We start from the raw sequence: 17,333 nt of genomic DNA on the forward strand, positions 1-17,333 counted from the left end.
GAAGCAGCAAGATGAAAAAATTCATCTTAGCTGCTTAATTTTTTGATCATTTCTACGCAAATAATGCCATCTTCTAAGTATTCTTCAGAATTTATAGAGTATTTTAAGGATTTGTAAAAAGATAGAGCCGTTTTTTCTGCGGATAAAAGACTAAATTTATACCCATCTTTCAATGCTTTATCTTCTAAGTGTAAAAGTAAGTTTTTCCCGATACCTTTACCACGATAATTCTTTCGAACACAGAAGCGATCGGGTTGAATCGTAATATGATCTTTCTTTTGATAGCGAATAGTTGCAACAGCAAGTGTTCCTTCATACACTACAAAGTAATCGCGAGTTAAAGTATCCAATTCATCAAATTCGTCTTGCAATGAAATACCTTGTTCTATAACAAAAACATCATAACGTAAAGCAAATGCTGCAGCTTGATTCCAACGTTCATTTCCAAAATGTATGTGCATTTTGAACCTCCAGATAATTTTCTTAATGAATGAATCATTCAATGGTATACTTAATGATAACAGATATGTTTGAAACACACGAGGAGGCTATGTTGTGGACCTATTTGAACAAGTTGAATGGGCAAATTGGAAGAAGTTGAAAGATCCAGAAAAGGAAGAGCTTGTGCATCAATTGCTGATGTATTTTGTTCCGCCGACTGTTGAAGTCGGTACGATTCACTTAGTGAATTTTGAACTTTATGGAATCAAGTGTCGTACGTTTGAATTGGAGTTTGATGGCGAATTATTTGTGTTTATTCCAGGAAATAGCGAAGCAATCTTGGGTTGGGATTTAGGGACAGAAGGATTACGTTCACATGAACTATTAGGATTTGATGTAGCAGATTTGGAGAAGAATACATTCAAAACAACCTTAACAAATGAAACCATTTTACCTGTATCTAAATGGCTAGAAGAAGAGAGTCAATATGATTTAACTTCATTAGAAGGAATTTCTGGATACATAAACGACCATACGACGGATTTAAGAAAAGTAGCAATTCCTGCAATGTTCGTTCAAAAATATGCATTACCTGCAGGAACTGAGTTTTTAGGAATATTCGATACGATAACTGGGACATTCGAAGGAGAAGTAGAACAATTTTCCCAATATGAAGAGATCATCTGTGAACAGCTCTTTCCTAAATTATCCGCTGAACAAAGTTTTGCGTGGACTTTTCCAAAATCGTTATTAGTGGAAAATGAATGTTATTTAGAATTTTTACCTGAATCAGATTACTATTTTGTATATAGCCATAATCATTTTACGCATGAAGAATTAAAACATGCAGTTAAAAGGCAAGGATTTGATTTGTTGTCTGAAGATCAGTGGGAGTTTGCTGTAGGCGGGGGAACTCGGCGTTTATTTCGCTGGGGAAATGAATTGTTGATTCAAGATAATCAATCGGGACGTCAAATTAAAAGCAAAATGGACGGCGCGAATATGTTTGGGCTAGTGATTGATACACAACAAAATCATTTTGAATTGACTAATGATTCGACGAAAAGCAAGTTGATCAATCAATTAGCAGAAAAAGAGACAGTAATTGAAAAGATGTTGCCACTATCAACCTACTTCCGTTCAAATCATATGATATCAGCAGATAAAAAATTAAGCCCCAAAGAGTATCTCTATAGAAAAGTCATTAAAATTGAAAGTTAACTGAAAGCATTGACTTTTTTTCGATCTTTCCTTATAATTTGTAGGGAAACTAAAGGATATGATTCGTTTTAGAGTGTTTACAGAAAGTTCTTTATTGCTGAAAGAAGAATAACGCAAAAACGTAATTGCTCCCTTTAATTTAATTTTTGATAGAAATATCAACGCGACTCTGCGTTATAGAGTTTAAGAGGTAATGAATGTATGTCAAGCGACTTCATTGCAAACAAGGTGGTACCGCGATTTGTCGTCCTTGTGTGCAATGAATGCCGCTTTTTTTGTTGCACAAAATCATCGATCAATAAATTATTTTAGAAAGTAGGAATCGAACAATGAAACAACTCTCAAGTAGTCAAGTTCGTCAAATGTATTTAGACTTTTTTAAATCAAAAGGACATTCTGTGGAGCCAAGTGCTTCTTTAGTTCCTGTGAATGACCCAACCTTATTGTGGATCAACTCAGGTGTTGCCACATTAAAAAAATATTTTGACGGTTCAGTAGTGCCGGAAAATCCAAGAATCACAAATGCTCAAAAATCAATCCGTACCAATGATATTGAAAACGTTGGGAAAACAGCTCGTCACCATACGATGTTTGAAATGTTAGGAAACTTTTCGATTGGTGATTACTTTAAAAATGAAGCGATCCACTGGGCGTGGGAGTTTTTAACGTCTCCTGAATGGATGGCCTTTGACCCTGAAAAATTATATGTAACAGTTTACCCAAAAGATACGGAAGCAAAACGCATCTGGCACGAAGAAGTTGGTTTATCAATGGATCATATTATTGATATCGAAGACAACTTCTGGGATATTGGTGCGGGTCCTTGTGGTCCAGATTCAGAAATTTTCTATGATCGTGGTGAGTCATTTAACGATGTTGCAGAAGATGATCCAGAAAATTATCCTGGTGGCGAAAATGAACGTTATTTAGAAATTTGGAACTTAGTATTTTCTGAGTTTAACCACCAAGCCGATGATACCTACGAGCCACTACCACATAAAAATATTGATACGGGCATGGGCTTAGAGCGTATGGTTTCCATCGTTCAAAATGCACCGACCAACTTTGAAACAGATTTATTTATGCCAATCATTCATGCAGTAGAAAAATTAAGTGGACAAGTAACATATGGCCAATCAGCGCAAACAGATATTTCATTTAAAGTCATTGCAGACCATATTCGTGCATTATCATTTGCAATCGGTGATGGCGCGTTACCTTCAAATGAAGGCCGTGGTTATGTGTTGCGTCGTTTATTACGTCGTGCGGTTATGCATGGGAAAAAATTAGGAATCAACGAAGCTTTCTTATACAAACTAGTTCCAGTTGTTGGAGAAGTGATGGTTAGTTATTATCCAGAAGTCCTACAACAAAAAGAATTTATCGAAAAAGTAGTCCGTACGGAAGAAGAACGTTTCCATGAAACAATCAATGAAGGCCTAGATATTTTAAATGAATTGATCGCGAAAGTAAAAGCGGCCAATGAAGCTATTTTGGATGGGAAAGAGATCTTCAAATTATATGATACGTATGGTTTCCCTGTTGAATTAACAGAAGAAGTCGCAGAAGATTCAGGCTTAAAAGTCGATCATGCAGGTTTTGAAAAAGAAATGGAAGCCCAAAGAGAACGTGCTCGTTCAGCTCGAAGTAAAGCCACATCTATGGGTGTTCAATCAGCTGTTTTGACAGATATTAAAGTTGAAAGTACATTTGTCGGTTATAGTAACTTAGAAGCTACAAGCAAGCTTCTAATCATTTTAAAAGACGAAGAAATCCTTAGTGAACTTTCAGAAGGTACAGCACAATTGATTTTTGCTGAAACTCCTTTTTATGCAGAAATGGGTGGACAAGTTGCCGATCAGGGAACGATCAAAGATCAAAATGGGACAATCGTAGCCCATGTAGAAAATGTCTTAAAAGCACCAAATGGCCAATTTTTACACACGGTTCAAGTGACAGGAAAACTTGTTGAAGGTGCAACATACGAACTACATGTCGATGAAAAAATGCGCAATCGTATCTTGAAAAATCATACAGCAACTCATTTATTACATCGTGCATTGAAAGATATTTTAGGGGATCATGCGAATCAAGCAGGTTCGTTAGTTGCTCCAGGACACTTACGTTTTGACTTCACTCATTTTGGTCAAGTTACACCAGAAGAGTTAGTTCAAATGGAAGCAATCGTCAATGAAAAAATCTGGGAAGCTATTCCAGTTGAAACAGTTGAAACAGATATCAATACAGCAAAAAATATGGGTGCTATGGCTCTATTTGGTGAAAAATACGGTAAAGAAGTCCGTGTTGTCAATATCGGCGGTTACTCGATTGAACTTTGTGGTGGAACCCATGTAACAAATACAGAAGATATCGGTATTTTCAAAATCGTTTCTGAATCAGGAATCGGTGCGGGGGTACGCCGGATCGAAGCTGTTACAAGTAAAGAAGCGTATGAGCTTATGAATGAAGAGGAAAAACAATTAAAAGCAATTGCAGGAATTGTTAAATCTCCTCAATTGAAAGAAGTTGTGTCAAAAACAGAACAATTACAACAACAATTACGTGATCTACAGAAAGAAAATGAACAACTTGCTGGAAAATTAGCAAACCAACAAGCAGGAGACATTTTCAAAGACATTAAAGAAGTCAATGGCACAACATACATTGCAGCACAAGTTAACGTAAAAGATATGAATCAATTACGTCAATTAGCAGATCAATGGAAGCAAAAAGAATTGTCAGATGTCTTAGTTTTAGCAACAGCGCAAGAGGACAAAGTCAGCTTGTTAGCAGCGATGTCTAAGGCAGCAAACGAAAAAGGTCTAAAAGCCGGTGACTTAATCAAAACAATCGCACCGAAAGTTGGCGGTGGTGGTGGCGGTCGTCCAGATATGGCGCAAGCTGGCGGTAAAAATCCAGCGGGCATCCTTGATGCGTTGAATGAAGTAGGGAACTGGTTAGCCAACTAATTATAAAATTGAAAAAGAGAAGAACAAGTCCTCCGTGGTATTGTTCTTCTCTTTATTTACATATTAAGCACTCTGACCGCCATCAATCACAATCGATGCACCGTTGATAAAAGAAGCATATTGACTGCAAATAAAAAGGATCGGATGAGCAATTTCTTGACTTTCACCAGCTCGTTTTAATGGAATCATATTGTCAATGATTTGATCCATCGGCCCACCTTCTGGCATCATCTCTGTATGAATCAAACCAGGTAAAATACTATTTACCCGAATGCCACGGCTACCGAATTCTTTGGCCATTGAACGGGTCAATTGCAAAATTGCTCCTTTTGATGCACAATAGGTAGCAATACCTGGACCGCCATTTAACGCTCCAACCGAAGAGATATTGATTATATTCCCTGATTTTTGCTTCAACATGTATTTTAAGACTAATTTGGATAAATAAATATAACTTCTTACATTTATTGTAAATACTTCTTCATATTCTTTTTCCATGTCGATCTGCTCAAAAGCAAAAGATTTATAAACACCAGCATTATTAACAAGCACATCAATTTTTCCATATTTTTTGACAACTTCCTCAACTAAATGATCCATACTAGAATCATCACTTACATCTGTTTGAATAAAGACTGCTTTTCCACCATTTTCTTTGATTTTTTCTACTACTACTGTTCCTTTATCTTCTCTACGGCCACAAACGATAACGTCTGCGCCAGCTTTAGCAAATGCTTCGGCCGTTGCTGCACCGATTCCTGATGTTGATCCAGTTACGATAACGACTTTACCTTCAAACGAAATATTCATAGTTAATCCTCCTTTTTTATTATTGTATCTTATTGATATGAATATATCACTAAAAGGAACGAATGTAAAAAACTACGATCGAATACTATAAAAATTGAAAATAGTATCTAAAAAGTTAAGAACGGCTTTCTTCCTCTGCCTATTCGCATTGAAATAAAGAAGGAGGGTTTCTATATTCTTGTTTATCAGAGGGATATTTCTTTCTTTTTTTTCAGATTGTTGTTAGATTTAATGTATCATTACTCACTCCCTTTTAATGTGTAATAGTTAGAAGAATAGCTCTTTTTTTAAATGTAAAATCCTAAATTTAGCGTTAGTTTCAGAAACTTTATTGTGCTTTCTTTTGAAAATTAGGAAAGAAAAAGCTGCTTTCTGAAACTTTTTTATCTATTTTAAATGGATGACCAAAGAGAGGAGCAAACAGATGTCTAATGAAAAAAATAAGTTAGAACAGTTCAAAAAAGGTGAAAATTTTTATAGTCAACAATATTTTGGCTCTCACCCAATTGTTCGGGAAAATCAAAATGGGTTTGTTTTTAGAGTGTGGGCGCCTAATGCACAAGAAATTTGGCTAGTAGGAGATTTTAATGGCTGGGATCAATCTTTGCCTATGAAAAAAGAGGAATCAAGTGAGGTCTGGGAAATTTTTACCTCGATACCAAAAGAAGGCGATTTATATAAATATTTAGTGAAACAAGCAGATGGCAGAGAAATTTATAAGGTTGATCCTTTTGCTAATTTATTCGAGAAACGACCGAATAATGCATCAATAATGTATACAACACCTGAAAAGAAGTGGCTTGATGAACAATGGCGGCGAAAGAAGAAGGATTATTTCAAACAACCATTAAATATTTATGAAGTTCATGCAAGTTCTTGGCGATGTGAAGAGGATGGAACGCCTTATACCTTTGAACAGTTAAAAGACACATTGATTCCTTATGTGAAAGAAATGGGTTTTTCTCATATTGAGTTTATGCCTTTGATGGAGCATCCTTTGGGAGAGTCTTGGGGCTACCAGTTGATCGGTTATTTTGCATTAAGTTCGTATTATGGTACACCAGCTGAGTTTCAAGATTTTGTGGAAGCCTGTCATATGAACGATATCGGGGTTTTGATTGATTGGGTACCTGGACATTTTTGTATTAATGATGATGCGTTAGCTTATTATGACGGAACGTCGCAATTTGAGTATGATGATCCAGTTCGTGCGGAGAATATTCGTTGGGGAGCGCTTAATTTTGATTTAAGCAAACCCCAAGTTCAGAGTTTTCTGATTTCCAGTGCTTTGTATTGGATAGAAACATTTCATGTTGATGGTATACGCGTAGATGCTGTTTCGAATATGCTTTATCTTGATTATGACGAGGGACCTAGGGTTTGGAATCAAGAGGGAGGCAATCGTAATTGGGATGGTTTTTACTTTTTACAGAAACTAAATGCCGTTATCAAACAGACTCATCCAGATGTAATCATGATTGCCGAAGAAAGTTCGTCAGAAACTAAAATAACTGGAAGTGTTGAAAGTGGGGCTCTAGGTTTTGATTACAAATGGAATTTAGGCTGGATGAACGATACGCTACGTTTTTATGAAATGGATGCTGCGTTTCGGAAATATAATTTTCGCCTTCTTACCTTTTCGTTTATGTATATGATGAATGAAAAGTACATTTTACCATTTTCTCACGACGAGGTCGTGCATGGAAAAAGAAGTTTGATGCATAAAATGTGGGGAGATCGGTACAAGCAATTCGCTCAACTTCGTAATCTATATGTCTATTTGATGACTCATCCTGGTAAGAAGCTTCTGTTTATGGGATGTGAATGGGGACAATTTTTAGAGTGGAAGTCAAATGAAAGCTTGGAATGGATCGATCTCGACGATGTGATGAACTTTAGCATGCAGCATTTTACCAAAACACTTAATCGGTTTTATAAAAAGGAAAAAGCCTTGTGGGAATTAGATCATGTGTCTGAAACGATTGAAATTATCGATGCCGATAATAATCAAGAAACCGTATTAAGTTTTATTCGAAAAGGGAAGGATGAGAAGGATTTTTTGATTATTATCCTGAATTTTTCCCCAATAGAAAGGCAAAATTTTGTAATCGGTGTACCGTTTTCTGGAATCTATGAGGAAGTACTAAATACTGAGATGCAAGAATTTGGCGGTACTTGGACTGAATCAAATCAAATAAGCGTAACGAGAAAAGAGTCTTTTAAACAATTTGATTATCAAATCCAGACCATTGTACCTTCTCTAGGAGCTATTATTTTAAAGCCCAAAATTATTGATACGTGAATAAAAGAACGAAAATCAATTTAAAAAAGTTAAATAGTCAAATCCTTAATTTTAGAAAAAAGATGAATTTTTGAAAGGGGGCAGGGTGGAATTTCACCCGTAGTAGATGAGAACAGAAATGCTTGCAATGATTTTAGCCGGAGGACAAGGAACACGTCTAGGAAAGCTAACGAAGAAGATCGCTAAACCTGCTGTGCCTTTTGGGGGAAGATATCGAATTATTGATTTTACGTTAAGTAATTGTATTAATTCAGGCATCAAAAATGTTGGAGTCGTAACTCAATATCAGCCACTTGCGTTAAATAATCATATTGGAAATGGAGCAAGTTGGGGCTTAGATGGTATTGATTCTGGTGTCACGATTTTGCAACCTTATTCTAGTTCAGATGGTGAAAAATGGTTTGAAGGAACCGCTCACGCTATTTATCAAAATATTTCCTATATCGATCAAATGGACCCGCAATATGTATTGATTTTATCTGGAGACCATATTTATAAAATGAATTATGAAGAGATGCTGGAAGAACATATTGCAAACAATGCTTCATTGACCGTGGCGGTTATTGAAGTGCCACTTAAAGAAGCTTCTCGTTTTGGGATCATGAATACAGATGAAAATAATCGAATCATCGAGTTTGATGAAAAACCAGCAGAACCAAAGAGCGACTTGGCTTCGATGGGGATTTATATTTTTAATTGGGGACGTCTGCGAAATGTCTTGTTGAACAACTATTCAAAAGACGGACAAATGCTTGATTTCGGAAAACATGTCATTCCTTCTTACTTGGAGGCTGGTGAAAATGTTTATGCTTATCACTTTGATGGTTATTGGAAAGATGTTGGAACGATTGAGTCTTTGTGGGAAGCCAATATGGAATTTATCAGTTTGGAAAACGAACTGCATATGCGGGATAAAAGTTGGCGCATGTTTTCAAAAAATACCATTTCTCCGCCTCATTTTATTACAGAAACCGCCTCTGTTAGCAATTCATTAGTCGTTGACGGCTGTTATGTAGCAGGTACGGTCATAGACAGTATTCTTTCAACGGATGTTCAGGTTAAGGTTGGTTCAACGATTGAAAGTAGTGTGATCATGCCAGGTGCGACAATTGGGAAAAATGTTAAAATCAAAAATGCGATTATCGGTGAGAACGCGATCATTGGGGACAATGCCGTAGTTTATAGAGAAAATGATATTGAAGTGATTGGCTATTCTGAAGTGATAGGGGTGCAAAGCGATGAGGACTAAAAAAATGTGTGCGATTTTAGGGAATGTATCAGAGTTTCAAGGATTATTACCATTAACTGAAGAGCGACCTTTAGATACCCTGCCTTTTGATTGTAAATATCGATTGATTGATTTTCCTCTTTCAAGTATTGCCAATGCGAATATCAATTCAATTTTTATGATATTCAACGATAGAGGAACCCGTTCTGTTTTTGATCATATCGGCGGCGGTAAAGAATGGAATTTAGATTCGTTGAAAAACAGCTATTTTGTCTATTTCTACCAAGATTTCTTAAAGCAAAAAGCACAAGGGTTACCTTATTATTCTGCAATCATCGATTATCTTGAAAAATCGGAGTCTGAATATACGGTTTTCTTGGGTAGTAACATGCTTTGTGCCATTGACTTACGAGCTGTTTTGAAAACACATCAAAAACAAGAAAACAAAATGACTATGGTGTACAAACGGATGGAATCAGAAAAACTATCAGCAGATAATCGAATCATTCAAGTCGATAAAACGGGTAATGTAGAAACCATTCAAGCTTTTGACCAAGTTTTAGAAAAAGGAGAACGATTGAACCTTTCTATGGATATCTTCATTGTTCAAACGAAGTGGTTGATCGAACAATTAATAATCGGTCAAAAAAATGATAGTTCGACAAACTTGATTGAATTTTTAGGTGAAAGAATGGCAGAAACTCAGACGACAGCCTATGAGTATACAGGCTATTTAAGTAATATAGATGATGTTGCTTCATACTATCAAGCCAACATGGATATGCTCGATGCAAAAAAATTCAATGCTTTAATGTATACAAAACAGAAAATTTACACAAAACGTAAAAACGAAGTACCTACTTATTATTCAGAGGATTCCAGTGTGAAAAATAGTCAATGTGCGACTGGTTGTATTATTGAAGGAAGCTTGGATAGCAGTTTGATTTCAAGAAGAACGATCATTAAAAAAGGAGCCAAAGTGAAGCGAACAATCGTGATGTCCAACGCTCAAATAGAAGAAGATACAGTAATCGAATACGCTATATTAGATAAAAATGTCACAGTCAAGGCTGGTGTGAAAATTTCTGGCACAGCAAAACATCCTGTCGTGATTCAGAAAAATCAGATAGTTGAAACAGATGTTATTGGGGGAAATGAGTGATGAAGGTATTATATGCAGCCGCTGAATGCGCACCATTTTTTAAAACTGGTGGTTTAGGAGATGTAGCAGGTGCATTGCCCAAAGAATTAGTTAAAAAAGGGGCAAAACTCTCTGTTGTTTTGCCTTATTTTACTAAGATGCCTGAACGCTTTAAAGAACAATGTGAAGAGCTAACTAATTTTTATGTTGATGTTGGCTGGCGGCATCAATATTGTGGTGTTAAGCGTTTAGTTATGAACGATGTGGCCTATTATTTTATTGAGAATTCGTATTATTTTGATCGTGAAAACCTTTATGGGTATGATGATGACGGAGAACGTTTTGCCTTCTTCTCTTTAGCTATCATTGAGATGTTGGAGAAAATCGGTTTACTACCTGATGTTATCCATGTTAATGATTTCCACACAGCGATGATTCCTTTTTTATTAAAAGAGAAATATCAATGGATCGAAGCATACCGTTCAATCAAGACGGTGTTGACGATTCATAATATTGAATTTCAAGGATCCTATAGTCAGGATTTATTGCCAGACTTTTTCGGAATGGAATTCGATCGTTATTATGATGGAGCTGCCCGTTTTGGGGATGGCGTCAATTACTTGAAGACGGGGATTTTATATGCAAATCAAGTGAATACAGTGAGCCCATCTTATGCAGAAGAAATAAAAACACCTGAATTTGGTTTTGGTCTAGATGGCGTTTTACGTTTAGAACAAGAGAAGTTAAGGGGTATTTTAAATGGGATCGATTATGAGATGAATGATCCAGAGACAGATAAATCAATTCCTGAAAATTTTTCGATACATAATCTAGTAGGGAAAAAGAAAAATAAAGAAGCGTTGCAAACAAAAATGGCTTTGCCTATTCGGGCCGATGTTCCGCTGATCGGGATCGTCAGTCGTTTAACGTTTCAAAAAGGTTTTCATCTGATTTTAGATGATTTAGCGAAACTTTTGGAAAAAGATGTTCAACTGGTACTACTTGGAACTGGCGATCCTGGAATTGAAAATTCGTTCAACTCTTTTTCAGAGCATTATCCAACTAAATTTAAAGCGAAAATTACGTTTGATGTTGACTTGGCGCAACTGATTTATGCTGGTTCTGATCTATTCATGATGCCATCTGCTACAGAACCATGCGGATTGTCACAAATGATTGCAATGCGTTACGGGACCTTGCCGATCATCCATGAAGTTGGCGGCTTGAAAGATACTGTAATACCCTTTGATCCAGTAACAAAGACAGGAACAGGCTTTGGTTTTTCTGATTTTAGTTCCTATTACTTGTTGTATAGCACAAACATGGCGATTGATCTGTATTGGAATGATCAGAACACATGGACTCAATTGATGAAAAAAGCGATGAGAAAAGATTTTAGTTGGGAAAAATCAAGTCGATTATACATGGAACTATATCAAAAGATGGTTCAATCCTCTTAAATCGTAGGTGAAAAAATATCATTTTAAAATTACGATTGACGTTATAAAAAAAACAGGTTATACTTTTAGCGAGAAATGAATAGCCAAAGAAAGCCATAGAGGTGTTTTTGTGAGTGTAAGTATCTAACTAAAGGAAATGAATAGCTGAAGAATAAATAACCATTTTTTGATGGCTTCTTTAGCATACCTATGTTGATACCTATCTTAACTCATAAAAAAATACCTGATAGACTGCTGTATATCTATCTTTATTTATTAATTAGTGAGGGATGAAGGGACACTTCGTCCCTTTTTTGTTTTCCCAATCTATACGCAGCTAGAAGGAATTTCTTTGGTCTATTCAAAAGAAGATAGGTATCTCTTAAAAGAAAAGGAGATACCAATGAATCAAGAAACCTATGATAAAACACAATTTAATATGATCAAAGAAAAACTAATGACTTACGCAATCAGTTATTACGGAAAAGAGCAAATCAAACGTTTACAGCCAAGTAGTCGCTTAGACGTGGTTAAAAAGCGTCTACAAGAAACAGCAGAAGCAAAAGCCTTGCTACTAGCAAATCTACATGTTCCATTTATGGGATTGAACAATATTGAACATTTAACAAATCAAGTTGAAAAAGGGTTTATTTTAGAGCCAAATGAATTAGTCGGCTATGCAGATTTTCTTAGAAGTAGTCGTTTGATCCAATCCTTTATGCAAAAAAATCAATTTATCGCGCCACTTTTAGCTAGATACAGTGAATCATTATTGCTCTTTTCTGATATTGAAGATGAAATCTATCAAGTCATTCGAAACAATCAAGTGGAGAATGATGCCAGTCGTGAACTTCGTAAAATCCGTCGTGCTATTCAAGAGTGTGAAAAAGAAATTGAACTGAAATTACATTCATTTCTTCGAAACGTGCAAAATAAACCGAAAATTCAAGAATCAATTGTTGTTAAGAAAAACGACCGTTACACCATACCGATCAAAGCAACATATAAAAACCAAATCTCGGGAACCGTCATAGATGCTTCTTCGAAGGGAACGACTGTTTTTGTTGAGCCGACAACAGTCGCGAAACTAAATGATAAATTATATCAGCTGAAAATGGAGGAAGCGACAGAAGTTTATCAAATTCTATCTTCACTGACGGGGTTGATTGCAGAGCAAATGATCTCGATCCAATCAAATTTAGAAGTAGTTGCACAATATGACATGATCTTTGCTAAAGCGAAATACAGCAGAGAAATCAACGGGATCGAACCTGCAATCAATCAAGAAGGAATCATTGAATTTGTTAACGTGAAACACACTTTATTAGCCGATAAGGCAGTTCCCTTGAATCTGTCGCTAGGAAAGGAATACCGCGGCCTGACGATTACCGGACCTAATGCGGGAGGGAAAACGGTTGTGTTAAAAACAGTGGGCTTGATTTGTTTGCAAACGATGATTGGCGTCCAAATTATGGCAGATGCAGGTACGAACATCGCTATTTTTGATCAGATTTTCGTTGATATCGGGGATCAGCAAAGTATTGAGAATGCTTTAAGTACTTTCTCAGGACACATGCATAACATCTCCGAAATTCTTGCTAAAACAAAACAAAATAGCTTGATTTTGCTCGATGAAATCGGTAGTGGAACCGAACCTAATGAAGGTGCAGCATTAGCGATTGCGATCATGGAAGCTTTTTACAAAAAGGGTAGTATTCTTATAACGACAACCCACTATGGAGAAATCAAGCGTTTTTCCGAGCAACATGAAGATTTTCTAACTGCTGCGATGGCGTTTGATTCAGAGAACTTAATGCCTAAATATCAATTGATTTTAGGAAAAACTGGTGAAAGTAACGCTTTTTGGATCGCTAACAAGATGAATCTAGATGAACAAGTTGTTAAACTTGCCCAAAACTATTTACATGATCGCAACTATTCAACGAAAAAAGAAGGATCTTTTCAAAAAGTCAAAAAACAAAAAGAGCAAATGATTTTTCCAGCCTATGAAAAAGGAGATCGAGTTTTTTGGACGGAGAAAAAGAAAATTGCTTTAATATATGAGTTGATAGAAATGACAGATGATGTCGTGATCTACTTTGAAAACGAAAAAATAACCGTTCATAAGCGCCAATTAAAATTAGAGCGCCGCGCAAAAGACTTGTATCCAAAAAATTATGATTTAGATTCCTTGTTTGACAATTATCATGACCGCAAGAGACAACGAGATCTTGAAAGAGGCTCTAAAAAAGCCCATAAGAATTTAAGAAAAGAAATGCAGAAAAGACAAGAGAAAGAAACGATAGAGGATAATAATTAACTAGTTTTAGTGAGTCCAACTGTTTTTTGACCGTATACTCATTGTAATAGATCGTTAAATAAAAAAATCAAAACAGTCTCCCTTTTAGAGTCAGAGTGAACAACTAACTTTAAAGGGGGAATTTTGTATAGTCGATTACTAAGCATCAATCATTTTTCTGTAAAAGACAGAACTTTGGATTTTTGTCCGCTATTTTCGTTTTATAAAAGAATAAATTCCATCTTTCAAAGTTTTCAACCTCATTTTTCAATGGTATAATAGCCACGGAGGAATATGTCGAATGAATGAAAATCAATTATCAAAACGTTTAGCACGTGTGGGAGAACTAGTCCCTGAACAAAGCCGTTTAGCAGATATCGGTTCTGACCATGCGTATTTACCTGTAGCATTAGTTTTACAAAAAAAAGTTGTTTTTGCGGTAGCTGGAGAAGTCGTATCTGGACCTTTCGAAGCTGCCAAAAAACAAGTGCAAAAAAATGGACTGAATAATCAAATCACTGTGCGCTTAGCAGACGGCTTAGATGCTGTAGAAGAAGCAGATAAAATCACGGCTGTCACTATTTGCGGCATGGGTGGTGTTTTGATTCGTGATATTTTGGAAGCTGGTTGGACGAACCAACGACTGCAAGGCAATGAACGCTTAGTTTTACAACCAAACATTGGTGAAAAGCCATTGCGTGATTGGTTGACAGTCCATGGCTATACAATCATCGATGAAGATATTCTGGAAGAAAATAATAAAATCTATGAAATCATCGTAGCTTGTAGACAAGAAGTGAGAGTTGCTTATTCTGAAAAAGAGCGCCTTTTCGGGCCCATTTTACTAAAAAAACGGTCTTCTATTTTTCAAAGAAAATGGCAAGGTGAAGTAAAACAACGTGAAACTATTTTAGCGCAACTAGCCAAAGCTTCTGGTGATCAGCAAGCTAGAATCCAACAAATAGAAAAAGAAATCACTGAGATCAAGGAGGTTTTATCAAATGAGTCTTGATGGCAATGTATTTATTGAACGGTTTGAAGCGTATTGTCCCCAGTGGCTCGCTGAAGCAGGAGATCCTGTCGGGTTACACATCGGTACATTGAATAAAAAACTAAATCGAGTTTTAGTAACATTGGATGTACGTCCAGAAGTAGTGGCCGAAGCTATCGAAAAGCAAGTTGACTTGATCATTGCAAAACACCCGCCTATCTTTAGACCAGTGAAACGCTTAGATACAGATGATTTACAAACGAAAATGTATGCGGACTTATTGAAGCATGATATCGCCGTTTTTGCAGCACATACCAATATGGATATTATAGACAATGGATTAAATGATTGGTTTTGTGAACTTTTAGGGATAGAAGATACGACTTATTTAACCAAAACCCATACTGTTGGCTATAAAAAATTAGCTGTTTTTGTTCCTGTAGAAGATGCAGCGAAGATGCGCAAAGTGTTAGGCCAAGCAGGGGCCGGACTTCAAGGGGATTATGCAAATACAAGTTATTCATTGATTGGAACAGGCAGATTTACACCCGTTACTGGGGCTAATCCAACCCTTGGTGTGGTCGGCAAAGAAGAAACTGTTCAAGAAGCAAAAATCGAAGTGATTTTTCCAGAAACGATCGAAACAAAAGTAATCAAAGCAATGTTAACAGCACATCCGTATGAAGAACCAGCTTATGATGTGTATCCAATAGAAAACATAACTAAAGAATATGGTTTAGGACGAGTTGGGCATTTAAAACAAGCTCTACCTTTAAAAGAGTTTGTCTCTACCATAAAAAAAGTATTCGATTTAGAGGGTTTGCGAATTGTCGCGGAAGATGAAACAAAAATGATTCAGCGCGTTGCAATTTGCGGGGGCAGTGGTGAAAAATTTTTCCGCGATGCCATTAAAAAACAAGCAGATGTCTATATCACAGGAGACGTCTATTATCATACAGGACATGATATGTTGACAGAAGGCTTGTCTGTGATCGATCCAGGGCATTATATCGAACAATTATGCAAACCTAAGTTGGTCGAACTATTCAATCAGTGGAAAAAAGATTATAATTGGGACATAGAATTTATCGAATCTGAGGTAAATACGAATCCGTTTAAATTTAGATAATGTGGAAAGAAGGAACCGAACAATGTATGAGAATTTATTACCGCGTTTTTTACGCTATGTAAAAACAGAAACACGCTCTAATCCCAAAAGTGAAACGACCCCTTCAACGCAAACCCAAGTTGCTTTTGCACAAACGTTGAAAAAAGAGTTGGAAGAAATCGGTATGACCGATGTTGTGTATAACGAAACAAATGGTTTTGTGATTGCTACTTTGCCAAGCAACATAGACAAAGAGGTACGTTCAATTGGGTTTATTGCTCATATGGATACGGCAGATTTCAATGCCGTTAATGTCAATCCACAAATCATTGAAAATTACGACGGTGAATCAACGATCAAACTAGATAAAGAAGGAAAATTCACATTAAATACAACTGATTTTCCTAATCTAAAAAACTATGCTAATCAAACGTTGATCACAACAGATGGCACAACACTTTTAGGTGCAGATGATAAATCTGGTATCGCTGAAATCATGACAGCTATGGAAATTTTGATCAAAAATCCATCGATCAAACATGGAACGATTCGTGTCGCTTTTGGCCCTGATGAAGAAATTGGTGTTGGCGCGGATAAATTTGACGTAGAACAATTTAACGTTGATTTTGCTTATACGATGGATGGCGGTCCAGTGGGCGAGTTACAATATGAGACATTCAACGCGGCGCAAGCTGAAGTAACGATTCAAGGGAAAAATGTCCATCCTGGAACAGCCAAAGATACAATGATCAATGCCATACAATTGGCAATTGATTTTCAGAATCAATTACCGCAAAATGAAGTGCCCGAAAAAACAGATGGTTATGAAGGATTTTTCCATTTAGCACAAATGAGTGGTACTCCGGAAGAAGCGAAAATGACGTACATTATTCGTGACCATGATCGTGAGAAATTTGAAGCTCGCAAAGCGTTGATTCTTAAAATTCAAGAAATCATCAACCAACCATTTGATCAAGAACGAGTTAAAATCGATTTATTTGATCAATATTACAATATGGGTGAAGTGATCGAAAAAGATATGAGTATTATTGAATTAGCGAAAAATGCGATGATCGAACTTGACATCGAACCTTTGATCGAGCCTGTACGTGGCGGAACAGATGGATCTAAGATTTCTTATCTAGGTATTCCAACGCCAAATATTTTCGCTGGTGGCGAAAATATGCATGGTCGCTTTGAGTTTGTTTCATTACAAGCTATGGAAAAAGCAACGGATGTTATTGTAAAAATTGCAGAATCTAACGCTAAGTAACGATTGTGACTAGTTATAATAATAGTAAAATTTTAAAATAGGGAGTAAAGTTACAGGTAGTGACTTACTTCCTGTTTTTCTGTCAAAGCTAGACGAGCGTGCTCACTTTTA

At 36.4% G+C, this 17,333-nt stretch carries 12 protein-coding genes; 10 read left to right on the plus strand and 2 right to left on the minus strand.

Going from position 1 to position 17,333, the window contains the following annotated elements; genetic code table 11:
- Positions 1-26 precede the first annotated feature (26 nt).
- A complete protein-coding gene (locus IGJ02_RS05875) occupies positions 27-461 on the minus strand; it encodes a GNAT family N-acetyltransferase (RefSeq protein WP_010760893.1) in 435 nt (144 codons plus the stop codon).
- Between the two features lie 94 nt (positions 462-555).
- Between IGJ02_RS05875 and IGJ02_RS05880 the strand changes: the two genes are divergently transcribed.
- Both IGJ02_RS05880 and alaS read left to right on the plus strand, forming a co-directional pair.
- The gene (locus IGJ02_RS05880; protein WP_430603604.1) at positions 556-1,662 is read left to right on the plus strand and encodes a DUF7278 family profilin-like fold-containing protein; all 1,107 of its coding nucleotides are present in this window, start codon (positions 556-558) and stop codon (positions 1,660-1,662) included.
- Between the two features lie 329 nt (positions 1,663-1,991).
- Positions 1,992-4,631 (plus strand): alanine--tRNA ligase, encoded by a 2,640-nt coding sequence (alaS, locus tag IGJ02_RS05885; RefSeq protein ID WP_010760895.1) that lies wholly within the window; start codon positions 1,992-1,994, stop codon positions 4,629-4,631.
- A 63-nt stretch (positions 4,632-4,694) separates the two neighbouring features.
- Here the strand turns inward: alaS and IGJ02_RS05890 are convergent, their stop codons facing one another.
- Positions 4,695-5,441, minus strand: coding sequence for an SDR family NAD(P)-dependent oxidoreductase (locus tag IGJ02_RS05890; protein ID WP_010760896.1), 747 nt, complete (start codon positions 5,439-5,441; stop codon positions 4,695-4,697).
- A 424-nt stretch (positions 5,442-5,865) separates the two neighbouring features.
- Here IGJ02_RS05890 and glgB point away from each other — a divergent pair, with 424 nt between their 5' ends.
- The 8 genes from glgB (at position 5,866) to pepT (ending at position 17,222) form a co-directional block, all read left to right on the plus strand.
- Positions 5,866-7,743 carry a 1,4-alpha-glucan branching protein GlgB gene (glgB, locus tag IGJ02_RS05895; RefSeq protein ID WP_430603605.1) on the plus strand — a complete coding sequence of 626 codons (1,878 nt, stop codon included), beginning with the start codon at positions 5,866-5,868 and terminating at the stop codon, positions 7,741-7,743.
- Positions 7,744-7,849: 106 nt separating this feature from the next.
- A complete protein-coding gene (locus IGJ02_RS05900) occupies positions 7,850-8,992 on the plus strand; it encodes a glucose-1-phosphate adenylyltransferase (RefSeq protein ID WP_034682860.1) in 1,143 nt (380 codons plus the stop codon).
- Positions 8,982-10,133, plus strand: coding sequence for a glucose-1-phosphate adenylyltransferase subunit GlgD (gene glgD, locus IGJ02_RS05905; RefSeq protein ID WP_430603607.1), 1,152 nt, complete (start codon positions 8,982-8,984; stop codon positions 10,131-10,133). Before IGJ02_RS05900 ends, glgD begins: the two co-directional genes overlap by 11 nt.
- On the plus strand, positions 10,133-11,572 hold the full coding sequence (gene glgA / locus IGJ02_RS05910; protein WP_430603608.1) for a glycogen synthase GlgA: 1,440 nt from the start codon (positions 10,133-10,135) through the stop codon (positions 11,570-11,572). The genes glgD and glgA overlap by 1 nt, the downstream gene beginning before the upstream one ends.
- Positions 11,573-11,954: 382 nt before the next feature.
- Positions 11,955-13,871 (plus strand): endonuclease MutS2, encoded by a 1,917-nt coding sequence (locus IGJ02_RS05915; RefSeq protein WP_430603610.1) that lies wholly within the window; start codon positions 11,955-11,957, stop codon positions 13,869-13,871.
- A gap of 280 nt (positions 13,872-14,151) precedes the next feature.
- A complete protein-coding gene (locus IGJ02_RS05920; RefSeq protein ID WP_430603612.1) occupies positions 14,152-14,862 on the plus strand; it encodes a tRNA (adenine(22)-N(1))-methyltransferase in 711 nt (236 codons plus the stop codon).
- Positions 14,852-15,970, plus strand: coding sequence for a Nif3-like dinuclear metal center hexameric protein (locus IGJ02_RS05925; RefSeq protein WP_430603614.1), 1,119 nt, complete (start codon positions 14,852-14,854; stop codon positions 15,968-15,970). Before IGJ02_RS05920 ends, IGJ02_RS05925 begins: the two co-directional genes overlap by 11 nt.
- A 22-nt stretch (positions 15,971-15,992) precedes the next feature.
- A complete protein-coding gene (gene pepT, locus IGJ02_RS05930; RefSeq protein ID WP_430603615.1) occupies positions 15,993-17,222 on the plus strand; it encodes a peptidase T in 1,230 nt (409 codons plus the stop codon).
- The last annotated feature ends 111 nt before the right edge of the window (positions 17,223-17,333 follow it).

The organism is Enterococcus sp. DIV0724b (genome assembly GCF_050531475.1).
Lineage (GTDB): Bacteria > Bacillota > Bacilli > Lactobacillales > Enterococcaceae > Enterococcus_L > Enterococcus_L haemoperoxidus.